Origin of the sequence: Phytoactinopolyspora mesophila, assembly GCF_010122465.1 — a bacterium.
In the GTDB taxonomy this organism is placed as follows: Bacteria; Actinomycetota; Actinomycetes; order Jiangellales; family Jiangellaceae; genus Phytoactinopolyspora; species Phytoactinopolyspora mesophila.
The window spans coordinates 727,616-739,241 of record NZ_WLZY01000001.1; the positions used below are offsets into that span (position 1 = coordinate 727,616).

The 11,626-nt window shown below is 66.7% G+C and carries 11 protein-coding genes; 2 read left to right on the forward strand and 9 right to left on the reverse strand.

The genetic code is table 11. The features are described 5' to 3' along the window. Positions 1–48: 48 nt before the first annotated feature. Positions 49–1,155: a M24 family metallopeptidase gene (locus F7O44_RS03260; RefSeq protein ID WP_162448718.1), complete on the reverse strand. Its 1,107-nt coding sequence runs from the start codon at positions 1,153–1,155 to the stop codon at positions 49–51. A gap of 104 nt (positions 1,156–1,259) precedes the next feature. Between F7O44_RS03260 and F7O44_RS03265 the strand changes: the two genes are divergently transcribed. Continuing rightward, positions 1,260–2,210: a 5'-3' exonuclease gene (locus F7O44_RS03265; RefSeq protein WP_162448719.1), complete on the forward strand. Its 951-nt coding sequence runs from the start codon at positions 1,260–1,262 to the stop codon at positions 2,208–2,210. A gap of 43 nt (positions 2,211–2,253) precedes the next feature. Here F7O44_RS03265 and F7O44_RS03270 read toward each other — a convergent pair whose 3' ends face one another. The 6 genes from F7O44_RS03270 to F7O44_RS03295 all read right to left on the reverse strand — a co-directional run bounded on the left by F7O44_RS03270 (position 2,254) and on the right by F7O44_RS03295 (position 8,752). Further along, the gene (locus F7O44_RS03270) at positions 2,254–4,998 is read right to left on the reverse strand and encodes a DEAD/DEAH box helicase (protein WP_162448720.1); all 2,745 of its coding nucleotides are present in this window, start codon (positions 4,996–4,998) and stop codon (positions 2,254–2,256) included. Positions 4,999–5,062: 64 nt separating this feature from the next. Further along, the gene (gene tatC / locus F7O44_RS03275) at positions 5,063–5,929 is read right to left on the reverse strand and encodes a twin-arginine translocase subunit TatC (protein ID WP_162448721.1); all 867 of its coding nucleotides are present in this window, start codon (positions 5,927–5,929) and stop codon (positions 5,063–5,065) included. 222 nt (positions 5,930–6,151) lie between these two features. Then, the gene (tatA, locus tag F7O44_RS03280) at positions 6,152–6,439 is read right to left on the reverse strand and encodes a Sec-independent protein translocase subunit TatA (RefSeq protein ID WP_162448722.1); all 288 of its coding nucleotides are present in this window, start codon (positions 6,437–6,439) and stop codon (positions 6,152–6,154) included. 62 nt (positions 6,440–6,501) lie between these two features. Further along, positions 6,502–6,693: a hypothetical protein gene (locus F7O44_RS03285; RefSeq protein ID WP_162448723.1), complete on the reverse strand. Its 192-nt coding sequence runs from the start codon at positions 6,691–6,693 to the stop codon at positions 6,502–6,504. A 65-nt stretch (positions 6,694–6,758) separates the two neighbouring features. After that, entirely contained in the window at positions 6,759–7,781 is a 1,023-nt protein-coding gene (locus tag F7O44_RS03290; protein ID WP_222850998.1) for a helix-turn-helix transcriptional regulator, read from the reverse strand. Continuing rightward, entirely contained in the window at positions 7,778–8,752 is a 975-nt protein-coding gene (locus F7O44_RS03295) for a helix-turn-helix transcriptional regulator (RefSeq protein WP_162448724.1), read from the reverse strand. The genes F7O44_RS03290 and F7O44_RS03295 overlap by 4 nt, the downstream gene beginning before the upstream one ends. Positions 8,753–8,916: 164 nt before the next feature. On the opposite strand from F7O44_RS03295, the gene F7O44_RS03300 reads away from it, so the two are divergent. Then, a complete protein-coding gene (locus tag F7O44_RS03300; RefSeq protein WP_162448725.1) occupies positions 8,917–9,999 on the forward strand; it encodes a DUF3866 family protein in 1,083 nt (360 codons plus the stop codon). Positions 10,000–10,165: 166 nt separating this feature from the next. Here the strand turns inward: F7O44_RS03300 and F7O44_RS03305 are convergent, their stop codons facing one another. Next, positions 10,166–10,534 carry an FKBP-type peptidyl-prolyl cis-trans isomerase gene (locus F7O44_RS03305; RefSeq protein WP_162448726.1) on the reverse strand — a complete coding sequence of 123 codons (369 nt, stop codon included), beginning with the start codon at positions 10,532–10,534 and terminating at the stop codon, positions 10,166–10,168. Positions 10,535–10,580: 46 nt separating this feature from the next. Next, complete coding sequence (locus F7O44_RS03310) at positions 10,581–11,567, reverse strand: FKBP-type peptidyl-prolyl cis-trans isomerase (protein ID WP_162448727.1); 987 nt, start codon at positions 11,565–11,567, stop codon at positions 10,581–10,583. Positions 11,568–11,626 lie beyond the last annotated feature (59 nt).

The following is an 11,626-nucleotide window of genomic DNA, read 5'->3' on the forward strand; positions in this document are numbered from 1 at the left end:
CAGGCCCGTTAGCGGCGATTGGTCCAGCGGGTCCCGTCGGCGTGTCTCTCAGCCGTCCACCACGACCAACTCACGCGGGCGCTTGTTGAGGCTCTCCACCCCGTCGTCGGTCACGATGACGATGTCCTCGATCCGAGCGCCGTACACACCCGGCCGGTAGAATCCGGGCTCGATCGAGAACGCCATACCGGGCTCCAGCGAGCGGGCGTTGCCATCGGCGATATAGGGCTCCTCGTGGCTCTCCATACCGATTCCGTGTCCCGTGCGGTGGATGAAGTACTCCCCCAAGCCAGCCTCTGCGAGGATCGACCGCGCTGCGGCGTCCACGGACTCGGCGGTGACACCAGGACGGACATGGGCTACCGCCGCCTGCTGGGCACGCCTGAGGATCTCGTACTCGGCGGCGAACCCGGCGGGCGAGTGGCCGACGACATAAGTGCGGGTCTCGTCGGAGCAGTAACCCGCCGCGGTGGTGCCCCCGATGTCGACGACGACGGCGTCGCCTGCCTCGATCCGGCGGCCGCTGGTCTCGTGGTGTGGGCTGGCACCGTTGGGACCAGAGGCAACGATGACGAAGTCGATTCGCACGTGCCCTTCGGCGATGATCGCATCGGCGATGTCGCGGCCCACCTCGGCCTCCGTGCGTCCCACCTTCAGCCAGTCCGGCACCCGGGCGTGCACCCGGTCGATGGCGCCAGCTGCTTCTCGCAGTGCGTTGATCTCGGCCTCGTCTTTGCGGATGCGTAGCTCCGACAGCACAGCGCCGGCAAGACGTTGTTCGGCGTCGGGCATCGCCGCGCGGAACCGTAGGACCTTCTCCGCCCACATGTGGTCGTCGAGGCCGACGCTGCGGGCGGCCGGCAGCATTGCGGCGACCATCCGCACCGGATCCTCGCTCTCCTGCCACGGAAGGATCTCGAGCGCCAGTTCGCCAGCTGCGGACGCCTCGGCCGCTGGCTTCTCCAGGGCGGGCACCACGAGGCAGGGCGGGCCTTCCGCGGGCAGCACGAGGCAGGTGAGCCGTTCCAACGGCAATGCGGCATACCCGGTGAGGTACCGCAGGTCGGAACCGGGAGTGATGAGCAGGGCGTCGATGCCGGCGGCTGCGGTAGCAGCCCGCGCCTGAGCCAGTCGATTGCTGAAGACGGTAGTCACAGGGTGAGCCTACGAGATCGCCCACACCGGTGGTCCGCGCGGTATCGACTCATCACCGATGAAGTGGCGGCGGCCGGGAGTGATTTTAATGAGAGAGTGAGGGAATGAACCGCCCCGACGGCAAGCTGATGCTGCTTGACACCGCCTCGCTGTACTTCCGCGCCTACTTCGGCATCCCGGACAAGATCACCGCGCCGGATGGCACCCCGGTGAACGCTGTGCGCGGGCTGCTGGACTTCATCGCCCGGCTGATCACCGACCGCCACCCGTCCAGGCTGGTCGCATGTCTGGACGCGGACTGGCGCCCGGCATTCCGGGTCGAGCTCATCCCGACCTACAAGGCACACCGGGTCGCCGACCACGCAACCGGCGCCGAAACGGTCCCGCCCGCGCTTGAATCCCAGATCCCAGTCATCCTGGAGGTTCTGGACGCCCTAGGACTCGCTCACGTCGGTGTGCCCGGCTTCGAAGCCGACGACGTCATCGGCACGCTGGCCAAACGCGACGCCGGTCCGGTCGACGTCGTCACCGGAGATCGCGACCTCTTCCAGCTCGTCGACGACGCCCGTGGCGTCCGCATCCTCTACACCGCCCGAGGTGTGGGTAAACACGAGGTCATCGACGAATCCGCGGTTGCCGCCAAGTACGGCATCCCCGGCCGTGCGTATGCCGATTTCGCGACGCTCCGCGGTGATCCCAGCGACGGGCTCGCCGGGGTGAGCGGGGCTGGTGACAAGACCGCGGCCACCCTCGTCAGCCGCTACGGCGACATCAAGAACCTGCTAGCGGCTGCTGACGACCCATCGTCCGACCTATCCCCCACCGTCCGCCGCAAACTGCTAGACGCCCGCGACTACCTGGCAGTGGCTCCGGACGTCGTGGCGGTCCGTGCCGACGTGCCACTACCCGATTTCCGTGATCACCTGCCTCATGCACCGGCAGATCCCGCAGCGTTGGCGGAGCTGTCCGAACGCTGGGGACTCGGCTCGTCGGTCACTCGGGTGCTCACCGCGCTGGAGTCCGCTACCGCGCCAACCGACCGATCTGCCGAATGATCAGCGCAGCCGGTGTCCGGCGCAGAACTTCACACGCAGAACTTCACACGAAGGTTGCGTAGGCTACAACGCCGCGGCGCAGTGAACCCGATGCGAGTCGCGCCGTTTCGCGCAGCGGCGTTCCAGCGGCCGCATCGGCGATCTGGTCAAGCAGATCGAGTAGTTGCCTGATCGCCCGGACGAAGTCTCCAGCCGCGAGGCCGGCGTTGCTGAGCACAGTGTCCAGGCGGTGTCCGCTGGCCCATCGCCAGGCGGCGTCGGCGAAGCCGAAGTCCGGCTCCCGCAGGAAGTCCAGACGGTGGTCGGATTCCAGGCTGTCGAGGTCGGACCACAGCTGCACCATCCGCTTGAGCACATCCCGCACCTGCCCCTCCGGCAGCGCGGGACGCGCCGCGTCGTCGGGCTGGCGAGACTCGAAGGTCAAGACCGATACACACGCCGCGAGCTCGGCCGGATCGAGTCCCTCCCACACACCTTCACGCAAGCACTCGGCGGCCAGCAGGTCGAGCTCACCGTACAAGCGGGACAGCCGGCGGCCCGGTTCGGTCACGGAGTCCCCGTCGAGATAACCCAGGGAGTCCAGCACCGCACACACTCGGTCGAACTGGCGTGCAACGGTGTTGGTCCGCGACTCGATCCGGCGGCTGAGCTGCTCCGCCTCGCGTCCCAGTTTGAACGCTCGCTGAGCCCAGCGGGCGTGGTCCTCGCGCTCCGCACAGCCATGGCACGGATGTGCCCGCATCTCCCGACGCAGCCGATTCAGCTGTTCGTCGTCGGCCGTGGCAGCGCGTTTGGTGCGGCGCGGTCGGGGCTGTTCCGGTGCCTTCGACCTCAGCGCCGCGGCCAGATCCCGCCGCGCCGCGGGAACCTTCGGATTGAAAGACCGGGGGATTCGCATCCGGGTCAGTGCTTCCACAGGGTCCGGGAAATCGGTCAAGGCGAGCCTGCGCACCTGCCGGCTCTCGGTCAGCACTGTGGGTCGTGGCCCTTCTCGCCGGGTGGAACCACTCGGCATACCTGGATCGAGCACGACGGCCAGACCGGCGAACTTTCCGGCGGGAACCCGGATGACATCGCCGATGCGCAGCTTTTCGAGTGAGTCCACTGCGGCGGCACGCTGCTGAGCGCTACCCTCGCGGGCCAACGCCGTCTCCCGGTCCTTGATCGCCCGCCGGATCTTGGCGTACTCGTCGAAGTCGCCCAGGTGGCACGTCATCGCCTCCCGGTAACCCTCCAGCGCTTCTTCGCTGCGCCGTAGCTGCTGGGCCATCCCCACCACCGCGCGGTCGGCCTGGAACTGCGCGAACGACGATTCCAAGATTTCTCGCGAAGTGGCCCGTCCTACCCGATCCACGAGGTTGACCGCCATGTTGTATGACGGCCGGAACGACGAGCGCAGCGGGTATGTACGAGTCGATGCGAGACCCGCCACCGCCGTGGGGTCGAAACCCGGCTGCCACAGCACCACCGCGTGCCCCTCGACGTCGATACCGCGGCGACCAGCGCGACCGGTGAGCTGGGTGTACTCGCCCGGGGTGACGTCGGCATGCGACTCCCCGTTCCACTTCACCAGGCGCTCCAGCACCACCGTGCGTGCCGGCATGTTGATGCCGAGCGCGAGCGTCTCAGTAGCGAACACCACCCCGAGCAGGCCGCGGACGAACAGCTCTTCGACCACTTCCTTGAAAGTCGGCAGCATGCCCGCATGGTGAGCGGCGATGCCACGTTCGAGGCCGTCCAGCCAGCCGTCGTAGCCGAGTATGCGCAAGTCCTCGTCGGGGATTCCAGCACAGCGCTCGTCCACGACGGTCCGGATCTCGTCGCGCTCCTGCGGCGTGGTCAGCCGGACCCCGGCATTGACACACTGCTGCACGGCGGCATCGCATCCAGCACGGCTGAACACGAAGACGATCACCGGCAGCAGCTCAGCACGCTCGAGTTTGTCCAGCACATCGATGCGGTTGGGTGTGTAGACCGCGCCGCCGGGCCGCCGGCCATGGTTTCCGCGCCCCCGGCGACCTCCGCGGCCACGGACCATATCCTCGCCGTCTCGCACGTATCGGCTCAGCTGCGGGTTGACCGTGCGCCGGGCGTCGTCGCCGGCCCCGGTCTGGGCGAACAGGTCGAGCATCCGCGGGCCGACCATCACGTGTTGCCATAGCGGCACCGGACGGCGCTCTTCGACCACAACATCGGTATCGCCCCGCACCGTGGTGAGCCACTCGCCGAACTCTTCGGCGTTGGACACCGTGGCCGACAGAGATACGACGCTGACCGACTCGGGAAGGTTGATGATCACCTCTTCCCACACCGCGCCCCGGAACTGGTCGGCGAGGTAGTGCACCTCGTCCATCACCACGTAGCCCAGGCCGGCAAGCGTGGCGGAGCCCGCGTACAGCATGTTGCGCAGCACCTCGGTGGTCATCACCACCACCGGAGCCTCACCATTGACGGTGTTGTCGCCGGTCAGCAGCCCGACGGACGCGGCACCGTGCACCTCGACGAGGTCGTGGAACTTCTGGTTGGACAACGCCTTGATCGGCGTCGTGTAGAAGCACTTGCGCTTCTCTTCCAGGGCCAGGTGGACCGCGAACTCTCCAACGACGGTTTTGCCGGCACCTGTGGGTGCGGCCACCAGGACGCCCCTGCCGCGTTCGAGGCTTTCGCAGGCACGTTCCTGGAATTCGTCAAGGTCAAATCCATAGTTGGAGCGAAATCGGCCGAGCGCCGACTGACGCTGGGCCACCCGGCGCTGCGACGCCGCATATCGCTCCGCGGGCGAGCTCATACCGTCCAGGCTACATAACAAGCCGACGAGACACGCCGCGCCGCCCCGGCACTAACGTCTATTCTCAGGGCTCGTCGTCCGTGCGGCCGATCTTGTCGAGTTCGTCGTCAGGTGTGGCTTCGTCGTCGCCGAGGTCCGAGCCCAAGCCGCGGGCCCGGCGGCGGTCGAGGAATCGGCAAACGAGGACCGCTGCCTCGAAGAGCAGCCACATCGGAGTGGCCAGCAGCATCAACGTCAGCGGATCACCTGTCGGTGTGGCGATCGCGCCGAAGACGAAGATCCCCACGATCACCCAGCGTCGCGCCGACCCCAGAGTCTCGTGCCGCAATACCCCGACGCCATTGAGCAGCACAATGAAGACCGGCAGCAAGAATCCGACGCCGAACACGAGGCCGAGCCGGATGACAAACGACAGATACTCGCTGAACGGCACATAGTTTTCGACCAGATCGACCGGAGTGAAGTTAAGCAAGAACTCCCAGGCACGCGGCATCACCCACAACGCGAGAGCCACGCCGGCAGTGAACATCGGCACCGAGGTGGCCACCACCGCGGTGGCCCACTTTTTCTCGTTCGAGTACAGCGCCGGCGTGACGAACGCCCATACCTGGTAGATCCAGACCGGTGCGCCCAGGACCAACCCGGTCCACATGGCGATCTTCAGCGGGATGAACAGCGGGTCGGTGGGGCTTTGATAGATGGAGCGGGCGTCGGCGCCGGTGCGTTCGGCCGCGTCGAACATGGGCTGGAGCAAGAAGTCCATGATCTGCTCGCGGAAAACGAACCCGATCACACCGAACAGGACGACGGCCCCTGCCGCCTTGAGCAACCGCGACCGAAGCTCACGCAGATGCTCGGTGAGGGTCATCCGACCCTCTGGATCGCGTTCGGGATCAGACCGCTTCTTGCGGCGGCCAATATTGATCGCCACGTCTGCTCAGCCGCCGGTCAGTGGTCGTGACAGTCGTGGAGAGAGTGGGTGAGATACGCACATAGACAGCACAGCTCGCCAGCTCGCGCGTTCCGGCTTGCGCCGTCGCTCGATGAAACCCACATCGAACTCCTCTTCCACCTCGGCATCCGGGCGCGGATACCTACCTCGTCACACCGGCGTCCGGACCGCCTGAAGCCCTGGCTGCCCGCGTACGCGGACTCAGGATTCGCGAGTGGGCTCGTTGACCCGGTCCGACGGCGTCTCCACCTTCGTCGGCTCCACTGCCCGAGAGTTGCTCTCGGACGAGGCGGCCGGCGCCGAGTCCTCAGTCACGACGGAATCGTCGTCTTTCTTGGAGTCGTCGTCGATCAGGCCCTTGGTCTCGGCCTTGAAGATCTTCAGCGAACGCCCAAGCCCACGTGCGGCTTCTGGCAGCCTCTTGGCGCCAAAGAGGAGCAAGACGACGGCGGCAACGATCACCAGTTGCCAAGTTCCGATATTGCCCATGTTCGACCTCTTCCTGATGCGGCCTGTGCTACCGATGGTACGTCAGGGGCGCGGTGACAAGCTCATCTGTCGGGTGTGCCGTCGTTCCCCAGTGATCCTACGACGTGTTCCAGTTCCTCGGAAAGACCGTTCACTTCGTGAGCAAGTGTCCGGCTTTTCCGATACGTAGATCGCAACGCCAGCACCACCGTGAGGACGGCCAGAACAAACAACACAGCCACCACGACCAGCAGCCAAATCGCCAACGTCGACATAGCGCGTAGACCTTACCTCATCTTGTCACGGCGAAAGCTTCATGGGCCCGTCTCATGAGCCTCTCTCATGAGCCCGTCTCATATGCAGCCAGCGCCTCACGGGCATCGGCCACCACCTCTTCGGCCAGATCCGGAGGGTCGACGACGCGCCCGGTGCCCCCGAGCCGCAGCATCAGCCGGCGGACCCATCGGCGATCACGTACCCACAATCGCAATCTGATACCGCCGTCGGCGAGTTCCTCTGACGTCTCGAATGGGTAGTAGTCCGTGACCCAGCGGCCTGCGCGGCTCAGCTCGAGTGTGACCAGCTCGTCTTCGCGCGAGGGCTGAAACAGCCCGCCGGAGAGGTCCCGTGGCCGGGCTCGATCCGGGATCTCTGCCGGCACGTCGAGGACGGATACCTCCGCGACCCGGTCCAGCCGGAACAGCCGGGTCTCCTCGGCGCGGCGGCACCACCCCTCGAGGTAGAGACGGCCGTCGACAACGACGAGGCGCATCGGGTCGACGTCTCGCTCGGTGGTCTCGTCCCGCGCCGGTACCCAGTAGGAGAGGTGCAACCGGCGCCCTTCGTCCAGAGCGGAGCGCACGACGGCCGCGACATCGGCGACGGCGTCACCGTCCACCTGGACCTGGACCGCGCCGGCGCGTTCGGCAACCTCACCGGCTGCCTGCTCGAGCTTGGTGATGGCGCGATCGATGGCGCCGCGCTCGAACGAGCCGGGCACCTCGGCCAGCGTCCGCAGCGCTACCAGCAGCGCGATGGCCTCGTCCGTGCGCAGTCTGAGTGGCCGGGCCAGGTAATCAGCGTTGGAGACGCTGATGATCCCTTCGCCCTCGACCGACTCCATGTCGACTTCGATGTAGTCACCCATGGCCAATCCGGGCAGCCCGGAGAACCACAGCACCCGGAGGTCGCGGATGACCTGCCGCTCGCTGACACCGAACAGCCCCGCCACGTCGGACACCCGTGCGTCCGGATGCGAGCGCAGGTACGGCAGCATCGACAACAGCCGCGAAACTTGGGCCGGCGCACTGTCCGCGCGGCGCTGCACAGGCTGTCCTGCCTGTCCTGCCTGTCTCGCTGTCACGCCCGCTCCCCGACCACGTCATTGAGCGACGCGATGACCTGCTTGCGCAACTCTTCCGGCTCGAGAGCGACAACATCGGCGCCGTGCGTCGCCACCTCTTCAGCCAGCCTCATGACCGACGAGTACTTCACCGTCACGATGTCCCATCCTGCCTCGGCCGCTGGTTGCACATCGACCGCCCGGCGGCGCAACGTGTGCCCGCTGCCGTCGCGAACCTTGACCGTGGCGGTCGGCAGATCACCGGGCTCCGGAGGCGCGAGCGCGCTTGCCGCCGCCCGGACGTCCTCCGGCGGCGGCACGTCGTAGCTGCCCGGCTCGCCGTCCGGCTCGACATCACCCACGATCCGGGACAGCCGGAACATCCGAGCGGCTCCTCGGTCGGTGTCGTGCCCGAGCACGTACCAGCGGCCGTGCCACGACAGCACACTCCACGGCTGGAGGTGGCGTTCCATGGGGGTAGAACTGGACACCTTGCGGTGCGGGAACCGCACCGGGCGCCGGTCACGAACGGCCTCCCACAACGGCCAGAACGCAGGCTCCTCACCACCAACGCGTGGCTCGACGGCACCTAACGCGCGGGTGTCCGCCTCGACCCCGGCCGCCTTGAGCTTCACCACGGCATTGCTGGTGGCCGCTGCGAGACCGGAGTGCTGCCAGACCCGCGCGGCCAGCCCGACCACCGCGGCCTCGTCCGGCTCCAGCCGGATCTCGGGCAGTTCGAACTCCTGCCGGGAAATACGGTAGCCGGGTTCGTCATCGCCGAAGGGATCGTTGCTGCCGGTCTCGATCGGGATACCGACCTCACGCAGCTCATCCTTGTCTCGTTCGAACATCCGGTCGAAAGCCTCGTCGGTCTGGTCCCCGTACCCGCCGACGACGTTACGGATGCGGCTTTTCGGCACGTAGCCGCGCGCCACCAACAGGCAGATGACCAGGTTCATCAACCTCTCGCTCTTTGCCTGCTGAGACATACGCACCTCCCGATAACACCCGCGACGATGGGGTCCTCCCCCATCGGCGTCGACACGGTTCCCACCGCTGCGCCGGGCCGCGGCACGTCAACCCGCGGCGCGCAAGACCGCGCGCCGCCGGACGCCGATTCACCGTGAGACTACCTCTTGGCTAGGCTTTCGGGGTGATTCGGTGGCGAAACGGCGTGGTGCGTTCTCTCGGTATGGCCTGGCCCGGCGTGCAGGAGATCATTGTCGAGATACCTGAGCGTGACGACGTTCGCGCACTGGCCTACACCGCCATGGTCGGTGAGCCGCGGACCGGTGATCGCGTACTGCTGAATACCGGTGCTCTCGAACTCGGCCTCGGCACCGGCGGGCACGCTCACGTGGTCGCCCTCCCGGACCGGTTGCCGCCGGATCCCGAGCCCGGGCCGGGACATCTCGTCAAAGCCCGCTACACGCCGCTGCAGACCATCGTCCTGGGCGCCGACGAACAAGACTCGACATGGCACGAGGCGCTGCGAGACGCCGACGATCTCGACGGCATGCCCGTGGTCCTGGCCGACCTGCACTCCGCGCTGCCCGCTGTGGTGGCCGGGATCAGAATCGGGTCACCGCAAGCCCGAGTCGCCTACGTGATGACTGACGGCGGCGCACTCCCACTGTGGTTCAGCCGCAGTGTCGCAGGGCTGCGCGACGCCGGCTGGCTCCAGGGCACTGTCACCGTCGGACAGGCCTTCGGCGGCGATCTGGAGACGGTGACATTGCACACCGGGCTGCTGGCAGCGCGCCATGTTCTCGGCGCGGACATCGCGGTGGTCACCCAGGGGCCGGGCAATCTGGGCACCGGCACCCGCTGGGGTTTCTCCGGCATCGCCTGCGGCGAAGCGGTGAATGCCGTGGTGATTCTCGGCGGACGGCCGGTGGGCTCACTACGGATCAGCGAGGCCGACGCGCGTGAGCGTCACCACGGCGTGTCCCACCACAGCCTGACCGCCTACGGCAAGGTGGCGATGGCCTCGGCCGACATCGTCGTCCCCAAACTCGACGGAGAGTTCGGCGAGAAGGTCGCTGCCCAGGCGGCGAAGCTTCCTCCCCGCCATCACGTCGTCACGGCCCCGGCAGACGGCCTTGACGACGCCTTGCGCGCATGTCCCGTGCGGTTGTCCACGATGGGACGTGGCCTGGACGAGGACTATGCGTACTTCGTGGCCGCGGCCGCCTCCGGACGCCATGCCAGCGCGTTGCTCAACCACGACAGCTGAGCCAGAGCTGACCCAGCAAGTGCACCCGGCAGACCAAGTGGACCCGGCAGATGGAGTCTCTCCATGGCGTGGTGGGCATCAGCGAGGGAGGTCGATGGCGCAGCCTCTCTCCGACCGAGTCTGCTGGGCGGGGAGAGACTCCATCTGCCGGGGACCGACCTGTACGTCAGCGTTTTACTGCGAGCAGGTCAATGACGAAGATCAGAGTCTTGCCGGCGAGCCGGTGCCCGGAGCCGGCCGGCCCGTAGGCAAGGTGCGGTGGGATCACCAGCTGCCGCCGGCCGTTCTCACGCATCCCTGGGATACCGTCCTGCCAGCCCTGGATCAGCCCCCTGAGCGGAAACTCGATCGGCTGGCCGCGATTCCACGACGCGTCGAACTCCTCGCCGGTGGCGAAATCGACGCCGACGTAGTGGACCTTGACCTCGTCGCCGGCCACGGCTTGCACACCGTCGCCGATCCGCAGATCGGTGATCTCGAGCGCAGTCGGCTCCGAACCCACCGGGAAGTCAACTTCTGGACGTTCAAGCTTCATTTGTGTTCGCTCCCCCGCATGCCCCTGTTCAGGCGGACACACGTGTCTAGTACGTGCCGACGATGTCGACGATCAGCACGAGCGCTGTGGATTCGTCGTCCTCGCCTTCGGCCCCAGGCATCGCCGCGTCTTCGGCACTGATCCGGGTCAGGATCCGTGAGCCGACGGTGAGTTCGTCCGCGACGTCCTCCCAGCCGGGCAGGGACGCCAGGCCGGCGACGGGGATCTCCTCGGGGTTGCCGAGCTCCCACGTACTCTGGGTGCCTTCACCGTCCGGGTACGGCGCCTCCAGCATTTGCGCGATCACGGTCTCACCGAGTTCGTCGCCCTCGCCGCGCAAGATCACCGTAGAGTCCGACTCCTCCGGCTCCGGGGCGTCGTCGAACGTCACACTGGGTGCCCCGGTCTCGTCGCCTTCAACGATCGGTAGATCGTCAGGCAAGTCCGACACCGGCTCACCCGTAGCGGCCGCATCCGGTGCGATGGAGTCGACCACATCCACGACGAACAGAAGGGTGTCCTCGGCGAGGTTGTGGTCGGCCTGGCTGCCGTATCCGCTCTCCGGCGGGATCGACAGCAGAACTCGCGAACCCACCTTCTGACCGGCCAGCCCCTCCTTCCAGCCAGGAATAACCATGTTCAGCGAGAACCCGGAGATCGACTCCCGGTCGTAGGAGTTGTCGAAGACGTAAGGCACCGACTCGCCGTCGGTTTCCTCTTCCTCGTCCGGGTCGGCCATCGGGTCCGCCGGAATGTCCTCCGGGCTACGCTCATCCCAGGTCTGGCCCAGGTAGTGCGCCAAGACGAAATCGTCAGCACCGATCTCGCGTCCGTCGCCCTCGGACAAGGTCTGCACCTCCAGTTCACCGGAGGGGTCTCCGTCCGGGACCTCGATGGTCGGCTTCTCTCCGAACTCACCGGAGACGCTGATCCCGCCACCGGCTGAATCAGTGACGTTCGAGTCGTCACCTGTGGTGTCGTCATCGCCACAGGCAGCCAGCACTACGGCGGAGGCAAGCAGTGCTGCAGTCAACAGGCGTATTTTGCGCACAGTGGGATATTCCTCAACAGTCGATGAGTATTCGCGTCTGG

Excerpts from the sequence above, each read along its gene's own strand:
- F7O44_RS03295 (WP_162448724.1), bottom strand. The coding sequence starts at position 8,752 with ATGTCTCAGCAGGCAAAGAGCGAGAGGTTGATGAACCTGGTCATCTGC.
- F7O44_RS03305 (WP_162448726.1), bottom strand. The coding sequence starts at position 10,534 with ATGAAGCTTGAACGTCCAGAAGTTGACTTCCCGGTGGGTTCGGAGCCG.
- F7O44_RS03270 (WP_162448720.1), bottom strand. The coding sequence starts at position 4,998 with ATGAGCTCGCCCGCGGAGCGATATGCGGCGTCGCAGCGCCGGGTGGCC.
- tatA (WP_162448722.1), bottom strand. The coding sequence starts at position 6,439 with ATGGGCAATATCGGAACTTGGCAACTGGTGATCGTTGCCGCCGTCGTC.
- F7O44_RS03265 (WP_162448719.1), top strand. The coding sequence starts at position 1,260 with ATGAACCGCCCCGACGGCAAGCTGATGCTGCTTGACACCGCCTCGCTG.
- F7O44_RS03285 (WP_162448723.1), bottom strand. The coding sequence starts at position 6,693 with ATGTCGACGTTGGCGATTTGGCTGCTGGTCGTGGTGGCTGTGTTGTTT.